Raw genomic sequence first — 13,748 nt, 5'->3', positions numbered from 1 at the left:
AATTCTCCTTAAGCTCTATCGCCCCATACGCCGTTAAAGTGATAGCGTGCGGAAAAGCATAAAAGCCGGAGGAAGAGATGACGAAGAGAACGCTTGGCGATTGGCACACCCTTGCCGAAAGAGAGCTGCGCTCTTCGCCCGATACGCTCGTCTGGAACACACCGGAAGGCATCGACGTCAAGCCGCTTTATACCGAGAGCGATCTGGAGGGTCTTGATCACCTCGGGTCAGTGCCGGGCCTCGCGCCGTTTACCCGTGGCCCGCGCGCCACAATGTATGCCGGCCGCCCCTGGACCATCCGCCAATATGCGGGCTTCTCAACTGCGGAAGCCTCCAATGCCTTTTACCGCAAGGCGCTCGCGGCCGGCCAGCAGGGTGTTTCGGTGGCCTTCGATCTCGCCACTCACCGCGGCTATGACAGTGACCACCCCCGGGTGGTCGGCGATGTCGGCAAGGCCGGCGTGGCAATCGACAGCGTCGAGGACATGAAGATCCTGTTCGACGGCATCCCGCTGGAAAAAGTCTCGGTGTCGATGACGATGAACGGTGCGGTCATTCCGATCCTTGCAAGCTTCATCGTCGCTGGCGAGGAACAGGGGGTGCCACGCGCCGCACTTTCAGGCACCATTCAAAACGACATCCTCAAGGAGTTCATGGTCCGCAACACCTATATCTACCCGCCCGAGCCCTCGATGCGGATCGTTGCCGACATCATCGAATACACGGCAAAAGAAATGCCGAAGTTCAACTCGATCTCGATTTCCGGCTACCATATGCAGGAGGCCGGCGCCACACTGGTGCAGGAACTGGCCTTCACGCTTGCCGACGGCAGAGAGTACGTGCGCGCCGCGATCGCCAAGGGGCTTGATGTCGACGACTTTGCCGGCCGCCTCTCCTTCTTCTTTGCGATCGGCATGAACTTCTTCATGGAGGCGGCAAAGCTGCGCGCAGCGCGGTTCCTGTGGACCCGCATCATGGAAGAGTTCAGGCCGCAGAAGGCCTCGTCGCTGATGCTGCGCACGCATTGCCAGACATCGGGCGTGTCTCTGCAGGAGCAGGATCCCTATAACAACATCGTCCGTACCGCCTTCGAGGCGATGTCGGCAGTCCTTGGCGGCACCCAGTCGCTGCACACCAATTCCTTCGACGAGGCGATTGCGCTACCGACCGAATTCTCCGCACGCATCGCCCGCAACACGCAGCTGATCCTGCAGCACGAGACAGGTGTGACGAAGGTCGTCGATCCGTTGGCGGGCTCCTACTACGTCGAGAGCCTGACGCAAGAGCTGGTCGACAAGGCCTGGGCGCTGATCGAGGAGGTCGAGGCGCTCGGCGGCATGACCAAGGCCGTCAACGAGGGATTGCCGAAGCGGCTGATCGAGGAAGCGGCGACACGCCGGCAGGCGGCCGTCGACAAAGGCGAGGAAGTGATCGTCGGTGTCAACAAATATCGCCTGGAGGACGAGCAGCCGATCGACACTTTGGAGATTGACAACACAGCGGTGAGAGCAGCGCAGGTCAAGCGGCTCGAAGACACGAAGCGCCGACGCGACGGCGAGTGGGTACGCCAGGCCCTCGACGCGCTTGCGCGCGTGGCAAGCAGCGGCACAGGCAACCTTCTTGAGGCAGCTGTCGAGGCCGCCCGTGCACGCGCGACGGTCGGCGAGATTTCCGACGCGATGCGAAGCGCCTTTGGCGACCATACAGCGACGCCGGAGGTCATCAGGGATGTCTTTGGCGAGGCCTACCGTGACGAACCGGAGCTTGCCGTTCTGAAAACCCGTATCTCGGATGTCGGCGCGGCACTCGGCTACCGGCCGAAAATCATGGTTGCCAAGCTCGGCCAGGACGGCCATGACCGAGGCGCCAAGGTCATCGCCTCGGCCTTCGGCGACATAGGCTTTGACGTGCTCGCCGGCCCGCTGTTCCAGACTCCGGAGGAGGCGGCCGATCTGGCCATTGCCAGCAAGGTCAACATCATCGGCATCTCGTCGCTTGCCGCCGGCCACAAGACGCTGGCGCCACAGCTGATCGAGGCGCTGAAGGCCAGCGGCGCCGACGACATTATCGTCGTCGTCGGGGGAGTTATTCCGCGCCGGGACTACCAATTCCTCACCGACCACGGCGTTGCCGCCGTCTTCGGACCCGGAACCAACGTCATCGAGGCGGCAAATTCGGTGCTGGATCTGCTGGAAGGAAAGCGGCGGAACAACTGACGTCCCGTTGCCGTTGTCTCGTGCCGCGGGTTCCATCCGTGGATGCCATGCTCGATGGAGCGACATCTTCCTTGCTTCGTCCGTTTTAAATTAGGATAAGCATGTATCAACATTGCGAAGCCAGCCACCGGCACGGCACAGGGTGGAACGGCGAACTCGGATGACCTGCTCGTTTGGTGAGCGCTCATGCTTGTTTCCGAGCGAGCCGCCAGCAGCTCAAACGCGCTGCCCCGTGATGAAAATCGAAGGCTCGCCAAAACAAGCGCTTATGAAAATTAATTTCATAGTTTCAACTTTTTGCGTGATTCGTGTTGACGACATCGAATTTTTGTCTCAACTTGACGAAAATAAATTACGTAAATGGGAACGAGAACGGCATGAAAGTGGGAATTATCGGGCTAGGTTTCCGGCTCGGCTACCTTGGCTATGTTTTCAAGTCTGTCGATGAAAGCTTCGAGATCGTCGGTTATGTCGATCCCGAGCCGGCGGGACTTCCTGGCCTGGTTGAACAGGGCATTTCTGCAGGCAAGGCCTATGCTTCTCCCGCAGAGCTGATCGCCAGCGAAAAACTCGATCTGCTGATGATCGGGTCGCCGAACCACATGCATCTCGACCATATCCGGCTCGGCCTTGAGGCTGGCCTGAAGGTGTTCTGCGAAAAGCCGATCGTCACAACGATTGCCGAGAGCATCGAGCTTGCCCGTCTGATGGCGAAGTTCGGACACGAGCGTCTGATGGTCGGCCTCGTACTGCGCTATTCGCCGCTCTATAAGGATCTGCGCGCCATTCAGGGCGCCGGCACGCTTGGCCAGATCGTCTCGATCGAGGCGGCGGAACATATCGAGCCCTATCACGGCGCTTTCTTCATGCGCGACTGGCGCCGCTACGAGCGCTATTCCGGCAGCTTCATGCTGGAAAAGTGCTGCCATGATCTCGATCTCTACAACGGCGTTGTCGGAGCACGGCCCGAGCGGGTTGCAAGTTTCGGTGGCCGCAAGAGCTTCACGCCGGTAAACGATCCTGCCCGCGAAGGCATCAACGATCTCGAACTGTTCCATCGCAAGCCGAGCGGCTGGATGGGGTCGGAGAAGGTTTTCGACAGCGACGCCGATATCATCGACTACCAGGTCGCGATCGTCGAATACGCCAACGGCGTCGGAATGAACTTCCACACCAATTTGAACGTTCCCGACCAATTCCGCCGCTTTGCCATCATGGGCTCTCGCGGCATGGCCGAGGGTGACTTCGTTCGCGGCTATCTCGATGTGCATGAGCAGCTGACCGGCAAGAAGGTCGTCGAGAACAAATACGTCGCGACAGAGCTTTCCCAGCACTACGGTGCCGACGAACAGATGGCTGCCGATTTGCTCGACAGCGTGCGCACCGGGACAGAGCTCCCCGTCTCTACGCTCAATGCTCTTGAGGCGGGCATCCTTGCCCTGTCGATGGACGAGGCCCGGATCAAGAAGGCGATCGTCGACCTGCGCCCGGTATGGGACAGCTTCGACGAGGCGCTCCACGCAAGAGCGGCTTGAGGAGGGCGGCAGGATGAATGTTCAACGAAGCACGGTCATCTTCGCCTGGTTACTGCTTCTCCCGGCTGTTCTCTATGTCGCGGTGATCGTCGCCTACCCACTGGTCGATACCTTCATCCTTTCCTTTACCGACGCATCGCTGAAGAAGACGACCAATTGGGTCGGCTGGGTCAACTACGGGAAAATATTCAACTCGACGTTTGCCGAGGTCATCATCAGGACCTTCGTCTGGACGTTCTTCTCCGTCTCCATCAAGATGATCATCGGCGTATTCGGCGCGACGATGCTGAATTCGGCGGTTCCCGGCAGGGCGCTCTTCCGCGTCCTGACCATGCCGCCCTGGATTGTCCCCATGGCGATCGGCATTTTCATGTGGGGCTGGATGTACAACGGCCAGTTCGGCATGATTTCGGGCATGCTGCAGCGCGTCGGCCTGGCCGATGGACCTGTCGCTTTCCTCGCGGAAGGCTCCACGGCATTCTGGGCGACTGTTATCACCGACGTCTGGATCGGCGTCCCCATGGTTACGCTCTATATGCTTGCCGCCATGCAGGCGATCCCGCAGGATCTGTACGAAGCCGCCTGGACAGACGGGGCTGGCCGTTTCTATCGCTTCCGCCGCATTACCATGCCGCTGATCGTGCCCTCGATGATCACCATGTCGATGCTGTCCCTGATCTCCACCTTCAACTCCTTCGACATCATCTGGATTCTCACGCGCGGTGGTCCGAGCGGCGAAACGACGACGATGATCATCGACACCTACCGCACCGCGATCGGTTCGAACAAATATGGCGAAGGCGCTGCGCGGGCAGTGCTGATCTGCATTTTCCTTTCGATCTTCTGCGTCTGCTACTTCCGCCTGACCAGCCGCCTTGCTTCCGGAGACAAGCGATGAAACAGCCCCCTCAGCTGATCAATCGGTACAAATGGTATGAAGTCATCGGCATCTATGCCGGCATCCTGTTGTTTCTCACCTTCGTGCTCGCACCGTTTGTCGAGGGCTTCCTCGTCTCGCTGAAACCGCTCAGCCAGCTGTTTTCCTCGCCGTACCGCTTCATTCCCCAGAACGGCTCCTTCGAGGCCTACCGGACCATGTGGGTCAGCGTGCCCGGCTTTGCGCGCTATATCTTCAATTCCTTCTTTATCTCGACCATCGTCACCGCCGTCGTCCTAATTCTCGTCATCCCCGCCTCCTACGCCTTTGCGCGGTTCGAGTTCAAAGGCGCAGGGCTGCTGCTCGGTGCGTTCCTGGCCGTCAACATGTTTTCGGGCGCCGTGCTACTCATTCCTCTGTTCCGGCTGATGCGCACGCTCGGCCTGCTCAATACCTATTTCGCAATCATGGTCCCCGGCATCGCCTTCCTGATCCCCTCCGCGATCTGGCTGCTCAGAACCTACATGATGCGCATTCCGAGGGAATTGGACGAGGCGGCCTTCGTCGACGGCGCCAGCCATTTCTACACGCTGCGCCGTGTCATTCTGCCGATTGCCATGCCCGGCATCACAGTGGTTGCGATCACGACCTTCATCGGCTCCTACGCCCAGCAGTTCATCTTTGCGCTGACCTTCAATTCCAAATCCGAATTCGCGCCGTTGCCAGTCGGGCTCTTCGCCTACTTCGGCCGGCAGGAAGTTGTGTGGAACGAGCTGATGGCTGCAAGCTTCGTTGGCATTGCGCCTGCCATGATCGTGATCTTCTTCCTTCAAAAGTATCTCGTCAGCGGGCTGACCGCGGGCGCGGTGAAACAGTAAGCCAACCACCAGAGAAAAATGGGAGCTAAAAAGTGACGATTCAACTCAAGACCGGGCTGATTGCCCTTGCCCTGCTCGGCTCCACCGCGCTCGGCACCATGACCGCTCACGCCGCTGACAAGGAGATCAGCTGGATCTATTGCGGCGACAAGATCGACCCCATTCATGAGAAGTACATCAAGGAGTGGGAAGGCAAGAACCCGGGCTGGAAGGTTACGCCTGAGGTTGTTGGCTGGGAGCAGTGCCAGGATAAGGCCACGACGCTCGCCGCCGCAGGCACGCCTGTCGGCATGGCGTATGTCGGCTCGCGCACGCTCAAGGAATTTGCCCAGAACGACCTGATCGTTCCTGTGCCGATGACCGACGAAGAGAAGAAGGCCTACTATCCGAACATCGTCGATACCGTCACCTTCGAAAACACCCAGTGGGGCGTACCGGTCGCCTTCTCGACCAAGGCCCTCTACTGGAACAAGGACATCTTCAAGCAGGCTGGTCTTGATCCGGAAACCCCGCCGAAGACCTGGGCTGAAGAAATCGCCGACGCCAAGCAGATCAAGGAAAAGACCGGTATTGCTGGTTACGGCCTGCCGGCCAAGACCTTCGACAACACGATGCACCAGTTCATGCATTGGGTTTACACCAACAACGGCAAGGTCATCGATGGCGACAAGATCGTCGTGGACAGCCCTGAAGTGCTTGCAGCCCTCCAGGCCTACAAGGACATCACGCCCTACTCCGTCGAAGGTGCAACCGCCTACGAACAGAACGAAATCCGCGCCATCTTCCTCGACGGCAAGGTCGGCATGATCCAGGCAGGCTCCGGCGCTGCTGCCCGCCTCAAGGACACCAAGATCAACTGGGGCGTCGCACCGCTGCCGCTCGGCCCTTCGGCCAAGGGTGAAGGCACGCTGCTCATCACCGACAGCCTTGCGGTCTTCAAAGGCACGGGCGTAGAAGAAAAGGCGGCGGAGTTTGCCAAGTTCATCACGTCTCCGGGCCCACAGGGCGAGTACGAGCTTCAGGGCGGCGCAGGCCTGACACCGCTGCGCCCGTCGGCGAAGGTCGATGAATTCGTCAAGGCCGACCCGTCGTGGAAGCCGTTTATCGACGGTATCGCGTTCGGCGGTCCAGAGCCTCTCTTCACCGACTACAAGGGTTTCCAGAACTCGATCATCGAGATGGTCCAGTCCGTCGTGACAGGCAAGGCCCAGCCGGCTGATGCCCTCAAGAAGGCTGCCGGCGAGATCGAAGCGTTCAAGTAAGCCTTTGTTGGGATCGCGGGCGCAACACCCGCGATCCTTTAATTATCGAGTGTAAGCGCCGCACGCGCCGGCGACCGGAGACAGGTTTTGGGACAGCTTTTTCTCAACAAGGTTCAGAAGTTCTACGGCGACTTCGAGGTTCTCAAGAGCGTTCAGCTCGAGGTGAAGAACGGCGAGTTCGTTGTTTTCGTGGGCCCCTCCGGCTGCGGCAAGTCCACGCTGCTGCGAATGATTGCCGGCCTCGACGGGACGTCGGCAGGTGACATCGTCATCGACGGGCTGAGGGTCAACGATCTTGCGCCCGTCAAGCGCGGCATCGCCATGGTGTTCCAGTCCTATGCGCTCTATCCGCATATGAGCGTTTTCGAGAATATAGCCTTCCCTCTGCGCGTCGAAAAAATGGACGAGGCAAAGCTGAAAGCCAAGGTCGAGCATGCCGCGCGCATCCTCCATCTGGATCAGCGCCTGCAGCAGAAGCCGGGTATGCTCTCGGGCGGTCAGCGCCAGCGCGTCGCCATCGGCCGCGCCATCGTGCGCGAACCGAAGATCTTCCTGTTTGACGAGCCGCTTTCCAACCTTGACGCCGCCTTGCGCGCCGACATGCGCATCGAGCTTGCAAAGCTGCACCGCCAGCTGAAGGCAACAATGATCTATGTCACGCACGACCAGGTCGAGGCGATGACGATGGCGGACCGGATCGTTGTGCTCAATGCCGGGGACATCGCTCAGACGGGTGCACCGCTGGAGCTCTATCACAAGCCTGCCAACCTTTTCGTTGCCGGCTTTATCGGCAATCCCAAGATGAACTTCCTGCCGGTCACCTGCACGGCGGTCAGCGATGCCGGCGTGACGGTGGACTATAAGGGACAGACGGTAACGATCCCGGTCACGCCACGAGACGGCGCTGTCGGCAAGAGGCTCACGCTCGGCGTGCGGCCGGAGCATATCCATATCAGCTCCGGCGATATCTCGCTGACGGTTGTTCCGAGCGTGATCGAGCGCCTTGGCGCGCAGACGGTAGCCTACGCCTCGCTCGACGGTGAGGGCGAGAATTTCTGCGCCACCCTGCCCGGCAGCGTCGGCGTCAGACCCGAACAGCCGCTCGCTGCCGGGATCAATGTCGCAGACTGCCATCTGTTCGATGAGGCCGGCATCGCTTTCGAGCGGCATGTCGCGTTGACCGATATTGACCTGAACCTACTCAATCCGACGGCTGCCGCTTAGCTGCGCGCAGCCGCCTGTACCGTCATCAGCGATCGAGGAAATGAATGAACGGCGCGTTGGCCGGGTAAGCGTAAGCGCCCCGGTCAGTGATCGCGTACCGGTACATGCAGCTTCTCAGCGCCGCCACGTACAGCAGGCTGTTTGTATCGGTCGAGCCACGACGAATTGCTTCAGGCACACAATGGCGATACGTGCGGTCGTAGCGCGTCAGCAGACGCTGGTCGGAATCGACCCTAACGCCGCCATATGTCTGCCATTGCTGCGGAGGCTCGGCCGCTGATATGCATGCCAGGCTCGCTGCTATTCCCAATGCCACACAAACTCTCATTGACCGATCTCCCCAGCGTTACAGACATTTTGCCGCATGAATGAAATGCAGTCGCAACGCTGAACGTCAAGGTGACCTAGTCGAAGGGAGGTATCGGCCGCCGAAATGTATCCACCGGCCGAGCGATTTACCAAACGAGGCCGCGGGCCGCGACGTCTTCGACGCGTGTCACGATGCCAGCGCGATGGAAGACCATCGTATCGAAGAGGTTCGAGACGACGCAGGTATGATTGGGAATGATGCGGATCTTCTCGCCGATCTCCGGCCGCCGGCCGGTGCACTTCGACAGATCGATGACGCCATGCTCTTCGGAAAGGCCGGTGATGACAGCATCGGGATAGCCGATGACGGTACCATAGTCGGAAAAGCCGAGCAGATCGGAAGTCAGCGCCTTGGAGCCGGCATCGATCACCGCGCGGTCGGCGGTCGGTCGCGACACGACGGTTGCCAGCACATGCATGGCGCATTCGTCCTCGCTGCAATGACCGGCCCGCACCATGGAGCGGTCATTGTAGATGTAGGTGCCGGCGCGATGCTCGGTTGCCGCGGTCACGAGATGGGCTTCGAACAGGCTCGGGCTGCCGCCGTTGCTGACGATCGGGCAGTCTATTCCCGCAGCCTTGAGCGATGACAGGGTCTGGCTGAGAAACGCCTGCACCTCGACAGCAGCTCCTGGTTTGGGGTAGTTCAGGAGGCCGACAAATGTAAGGCCCTGCGCGTCGTTAATGCGGCTGGCAAGGGCTGTTGCTTCTGCCGGTGTCTGGACCCCGCAGCGGCCGCCGCCGGTGTCGCATTCGACAAGGACCGCGAGCGGTTTGCGCGTCGCGAAATATGCAGAAAGCCCATCGACCGTCACGGCACTATCGGCAACGACTTTGAGGCCAAAGATGCGCTCGTTGAGCGCGGCGAGGCGCTCGAGCTTTTGTGGTCCAAGAATGTTGAAGGTGATGAGGATGTCGTCGAAGCCTGCGGCTGCGAAGACTTCCGCTTCGGTGACCTTCTGGCAGTTGATGCCCTTTGCACCGGCGGCGACCTGTTCGGCGGCAAGTGCCGGGATCTTGTGCGTCTTGATATGAGGGCGGAAATTCAACCCGTGCCGGTCCATGTAGGCCTGCGCGCGCGCGATGTTTTCGGCCAGCCGATCCTCATCGATGATCGGCCGCGGTGTCGAAAGGTCGGCGACCTGATCGCCCGGGCAGGCGACGACGGCAAACGGATTGTCGTGCATCTCAGGCTGCTCCCCGCTCGGTGCCGTGTGGATCGGCGATCATCGGCCAGATGTCCTTTGGCGCACGACGATAGGGCGTCTTGGCCGGATTGTTGGGATAAGGTGTACCGGCCGCACAGTAAATGATGTCGGCCGCGATCTTCGAGAAGGAGGCGTAGAAGTGATTGGTCGATTTGATGACGAGGATCTTCTTCGACATTGGATCGATGCCCATCACAGAAAACAGGCTCGGATCGAAGCTCTGTGCACGCGTCGAGTTCAAAATGATGTCGATGCCGTTGAGGACGATATGAACGGAATCGCCAAATGGTGCGATGCTCTCACCAAAACGCATCTCGGCGTTGAGAACGATCTTCACGATCTTGACGAGACCATCGACCGGATTGCCGGTGCCGGGCGCCGACTTGGCGCCGAAGCGCAAGGGAATTTCAGCGCCCTCACCGGCTGCGATGCATATCTGCACCGCCATTGGATCCCAGATCGTGCCGATCGCGCTATCGCGGACGCCGCGGGCCAGCAGCTCCTCCAGGAGGACGGTCGCGTCGCCTGCGGTGCCGCCGCCGGGGTTGTCCCACATGTCAGCGATCACAACCGGCCAGGCAGTTGCAGCAAGTGCCTCGTCCACGGCATGCTTCTCGTCGATCTGTGGCATGATGAAGGTGCCGCGCTTCGAAAAAAGCTCGAGCCCAAGTTCACGGGCCAGCGCTTCGCCCTTCTCGCGCTTGTCGTTCGTCACCACCAGGAGCTTCGTGCCCATCTCGGGCACGTCGCCGGCCATGAAGCCGTGGATCACCGAAATCGACAGGATATCGTCATCGTCGCGTTCAATCTGCATCAGCTTGTCAACGAAGGAACGCATCGGGTCGCGAGACGTCGGAAAAACGTCGATCATCCGGCAATCGAAGACCGACATGACGGGCTTTACCCGACCCTCGATCGTGTCGACGGCAATCTGCCAGAGGTCTTCAGCCCGTTCCACGAAATCCGTGTGCGGGAACTCCTTGAAGTAGACGAAGACGTCAGCCGCGGCGAGACGCTTGGCGGTCAAATGACTGTGTGGATCCAGTTCGGCAAAGACGAGGATATCGGGGCCGACGATCTCGCGTACGCGTGCAAGAATATCGCCCTCGGTATCTTCATAACTTGCCGCCACCATCGCCCCGTGCAGGCCGAGCACCACCGCATCGACAGGCATCGCTGCCTTCAGCTGGCCCAGGACTTCATCGCGCAGCCCTTCGTATGTCGCCTTGTTGACGAGCCCGGCGGGGTCGGCCCAGGCGGCAGTTCCCTCGATCAGTTCCCATCCTTTTGCCGCGCAGACCTGACGGCCGACGGTGATCGGCGCCGAGCACAGTGTCGGCGTATCAGGATGCTGGCCGGGGGGAGCATAGAGCGACGCCTCGAACGCGCGACGATCGACGCAGATAGGGGAGAAGGTATTGGTCTCGGTTGCGAGTGCCGCCGTGAAAATCCGCAAGGTTTCGGCCTTTGTGTTGATCAGCCCATAGGGTTCGGCAGATAGCCGGTGAAGCCGCTGATCTTCCAGCGGCCCTCATGCAGGCGGCAGTAGTAAAGCGTCTGCCACTGCATGATATCGCGGCTGCCATCAGGCTTGGCAATGCCGCCGTCGAACTTCTTGCGAACGAGCGCCATATCGCCCTCGATCTCGATATCCTCGAGCGTTGTGGTCGTAAAGATGGCAGTGCGCGTGTTCTCGGCGAATGATTGGGTGGCAAAATCCTTTGCCTGGCGGACCCACTCGTCACGGTAGGCCGACAACGTCGGAAATGCCAGGCGCCACTTGTCCGGGCTCGTTTCCTTGCGACCGTCAATGCCGATGAAGCCGTCTTCGACGAAATCGTGCTCGACCATCGACCAGTCCGCTGCCAGGAAGGCATCGATATCGCGGTGAACGAGCATCTCCCAGATGGAGTGGCGAGCAATGTCGGAAGCGGGGAAAGGATTCTTGAAAGGATCGCGCATGGGGTTCCCGATTGAAATTCTTTTCATGATTGACGTTTTTCGCTGGTCAAATTCCCCTTTATATGGTCACTTGTCAACTTATCACGAAAATAATTTGCAAGGATCGGTCAATGTCCATCAAGCGTTATGGCACGGTTCAAAAGGGTGCGGGCGGCAAGCCTCTGCCTTTCGCGCGTGCTGTCGAAGCCGACGGCTGGCTCTATGTGTCAGGCCAGGTTGCCATGGAAAATGGTGAAATTATCGACGGCAACATCGTTGCCCAGACTCATAAGACAATCCAGAACGTGCTCGCGATCCTCGAAGAGGCCGGCTACGGCCTCGAGCATGTCGTGCGTTGCGGCGTCTGGCTCGATGATCCGCGCGACTTCTGGACCTTCAACGGCATCTATCAGCAATACTTCGGAGAGCATCCGCCAGCGCGGGCCTGCGTACAGTCTTCGATGATGGTCGATTGCAAGGTGGAGATTGACTGCGTCGCCTATAAAGCGAAAGACAAATAGCACGAGGAGCCGAGGGGGAGCTGGGCATGGATATTTTCTCGACACTGCAGGAAGAGAAGGCCCGGCTTTCGCCATCCGAAAATCGTATCGCCGACATTCTGCTTAATGACTTCGAATTCGCCGTGAACGCCTCGATCATCGAGCTTGCCGAAAAGGCGGATGTCTCGCCGCCGACGGTCACGCGTTTTTGCCGGCGTGTCGGCTGTGAGAGCTTTTCGGATTTCAAGGTCCAGCTCGCCCGCACCGCCTATGTCGGCATGCGCTATCTCAGGCCGGAGCCGAAAAGCAGAAATCCGGCCGACGTCGCCCAGGACATCATCACCAAAGCCCAGAACGCCCTTTTTCTCCTCCACCGCTCGCTTGACCTTGCGGCCGTAGAACAGGCAGCGGAGCATCTGGCCAAGGCTGAGATGATCTATGCCTTTGGCTCCGGCGGCAATTCGTCGATGATCGCAAGCGAACTTCAGAACCGTCTGTTCCGTTTCGGCCTGCGCGTCACGGCGAGTTCGGACCACAGCATGCAGCTGATGATGACGGCTGCGGCAAAACCGGGCGACGTGCTGATCGGCTCGTCTTTTTCCGGGCGCAATGCCGAGCTTGTGCGTTCGTTCACGCTTGCGCGTGAAACCAGGGTCACTTCGATCGCCCTCACCCAGGCAAACAGTCCCGTCGCGCATGCCGCAGATATCGTCGTGCCGATCGATCTTGCGGAAGGCAACAATATCTTCCGGCCCACCTCGACACGGATCGCCTATCTTGCCGCCGTTGATATCCTCGCCAGCCTGGTTGCGTACAATGTGCAGCCACAGGCAGCCGTGACGCTTCGCCGTATCAAACAACAACTCGTGGCCCACCGGGATGGCGATGACCGCCAACTCCTTGGGGACTGAGAATTTCATGCCAGGAAAGGACCTAGAATGACACAAACGGTAGCGATCGTAACCGGCGCTGCGGGCGACATCGGTCGGGCCATTGCAAGCCGGCTTGCGGACGATCACGATGTCATACTGCTTGTCGATATCGACATGGCCGCCGCTGAAAAAGCTGCTCGCGGGCTCGGCCCAGCGGAGCGTTTCGTTGCAGTCAGCTGCGACGTGACGAATGCGCAGAGCGTTGCAGAAATGGCCGAACGCGCAGCCACCCTCGGCACCGTCAAGACACTCGTCAACAATGCGGGTGCAGCTCGCGCCGTCAGCCTGCAGGCTACCACGCCGGAAGACTGGCGCGCCGACAATGCGCTCAATCTGGAAGCGCCGTTTCTGTGCTTCCATGCCGTTGCCGACCTCCTGAAAGCGTCCCAGGGGTCGGTGGTCAACATTGCTTCGGTCAACGGCATGAGCGTCTTCGGCCATCCCGCCTACAGCGCCGCCAAGGCCGGGCTCCTGCATTTCACCAAGCTGGTTGCCGTGGAATACGGCAAGTTCGGTGTCCGCTCCAATGCGGTCGCGCCCGGCACTGTGCGCACCCAGGCCTGGGAGGCGCGTGCGAAAGCAAACCCCAATGTCTTTGAGGAGGCACGTCGCTGGTATCCGTTGCAGCGCGTCGTCGATCCAAAGGATGTCGCCAATGCCGTGGGCTTTTTTGCCGGCCCGCAGGCTACTGGGATTACCGGCGTCTGCCTGCCCGTCGACTGCGGCCTGACGGCCGGACAAGCCGAGCTTGCCCGTACCTTCTCCCAATCCTCAGACTACTGACATAAGTGATATAAAGAGAGCAA

Annotated in this window: 13 protein-coding genes; 9 read left to right on the top strand and 4 right to left on the bottom strand. The window is 59.8% G+C overall.

Annotated elements, in window-relative coordinates:
• Window positions 1-77: 77 nt before the first annotated feature.
• The 6 genes from scpA to AC1DMK_RS19790 all read left to right on the top strand — a co-directional run bounded on the left by scpA (window position 78) and on the right by AC1DMK_RS19790 (window position 7,992).
• Window positions 78-2,216 carry a methylmalonyl-CoA mutase gene (scpA, locus tag AC1DMK_RS19815; protein WP_477861282.1) on the top strand — a complete coding sequence of 713 codons (2,139 nt, stop codon included), beginning with the start codon at window positions 78-80 and terminating at the stop codon, window positions 2,214-2,216.
• Between the two features lie 377 nt (window positions 2,217-2,593).
• On the top strand, window positions 2,594-3,751 hold the full coding sequence (locus AC1DMK_RS19810) for a Gfo/Idh/MocA family protein (RefSeq protein WP_477861280.1): 1,158 nt from the start codon (window positions 2,594-2,596) through the stop codon (window positions 3,749-3,751).
• A gap of 13 nt (window positions 3,752-3,764) precedes the next feature.
• Entirely contained in the window at window positions 3,765-4,649 is an 885-nt protein-coding gene (locus AC1DMK_RS19805; RefSeq protein ID WP_037064862.1) for a carbohydrate ABC transporter permease, read from the top strand.
• Window positions 4,646-5,506, top strand: a complete 861-nt coding sequence (locus tag AC1DMK_RS19800; RefSeq protein ID WP_477861277.1) for a carbohydrate ABC transporter permease — start codon at window positions 4,646-4,648, stop codon at window positions 5,504-5,506. Before AC1DMK_RS19805 ends, AC1DMK_RS19800 begins: the two co-directional genes overlap by 4 nt.
• A 98-nt stretch (window positions 5,507-5,604) precedes the next feature.
• Window positions 5,605-6,768, top strand: coding sequence for an ABC transporter substrate-binding protein (locus AC1DMK_RS19795; protein WP_477861353.1), 1,164 nt, complete (start codon window positions 5,605-5,607; stop codon window positions 6,766-6,768).
• An 87-nt stretch (window positions 6,769-6,855) separates the two neighbouring features.
• The gene (locus tag AC1DMK_RS19790) at window positions 6,856-7,992 is read left to right on the top strand and encodes a sn-glycerol-3-phosphate ABC transporter ATP-binding protein UgpC (RefSeq protein WP_037064857.1); all 1,137 of its coding nucleotides are present in this window, start codon (window positions 6,856-6,858) and stop codon (window positions 7,990-7,992) included.
• A 25-nt stretch (window positions 7,993-8,017) separates the two neighbouring features.
• Here the strand turns inward: AC1DMK_RS19790 and AC1DMK_RS19785 are convergent, their stop codons facing one another.
• The 4 genes from AC1DMK_RS19785 to AC1DMK_RS19770 form a co-directional block, all read right to left on the bottom strand.
• Window positions 8,018-8,320 (bottom strand): hypothetical protein, encoded by a 303-nt coding sequence (locus tag AC1DMK_RS19785; protein WP_477861275.1) that lies wholly within the window; start codon window positions 8,318-8,320, stop codon window positions 8,018-8,020.
• A gap of 127 nt (window positions 8,321-8,447) precedes the next feature.
• Complete coding sequence (locus AC1DMK_RS19780; protein WP_477861273.1) at window positions 8,448-9,548, bottom strand: D-TA family PLP-dependent enzyme; 1,101 nt, start codon at window positions 9,546-9,548, stop codon at window positions 8,448-8,450.
• A gap of 1 nt (window position 9,549) precedes the next feature.
• Entirely contained in the window at window positions 9,550-11,025 is a 1,476-nt protein-coding gene (locus AC1DMK_RS19775; protein WP_477861271.1) for a M81 family metallopeptidase, read from the bottom strand.
• Between the two features lie 20 nt (window positions 11,026-11,045).
• Entirely contained in the window at window positions 11,046-11,531 is a 486-nt protein-coding gene (locus tag AC1DMK_RS19770; RefSeq protein WP_037064849.1) for a hypothetical protein, read from the bottom strand.
• A 110-nt stretch (window positions 11,532-11,641) separates the two neighbouring features.
• Between AC1DMK_RS19770 and AC1DMK_RS19765 the strand changes: the two genes are divergently transcribed.
• The 3 genes from AC1DMK_RS19765 to AC1DMK_RS19755 are packed head-to-tail and all read left to right on the top strand — an operon-like array spanning window position 11,642 to window position 13,725.
• The gene (locus AC1DMK_RS19765) at window positions 11,642-12,031 is read left to right on the top strand and encodes a RidA family protein (RefSeq protein WP_037064847.1); all 390 of its coding nucleotides are present in this window, start codon (window positions 11,642-11,644) and stop codon (window positions 12,029-12,031) included.
• A gap of 26 nt (window positions 12,032-12,057) precedes the next feature.
• On the top strand, window positions 12,058-12,921 hold the full coding sequence (locus AC1DMK_RS19760; protein ID WP_477861268.1) for a MurR/RpiR family transcriptional regulator: 864 nt from the start codon (window positions 12,058-12,060) through the stop codon (window positions 12,919-12,921).
• A gap of 27 nt (window positions 12,922-12,948) precedes the next feature.
• Window positions 12,949-13,725: an SDR family oxidoreductase gene (locus AC1DMK_RS19755; protein ID WP_037064843.1), complete on the top strand. Its 777-nt coding sequence runs from the start codon at window positions 12,949-12,951 to the stop codon at window positions 13,723-13,725.
• The last annotated feature ends 23 nt before the right edge of the window (window positions 13,726-13,748 follow it).

The sequence above is a fragment of the Rhizobium sp. 05L419 genome, from assembly GCF_056397845.1.
This window is presented reverse-complemented; position numbering and strand designations above follow the sequence as displayed.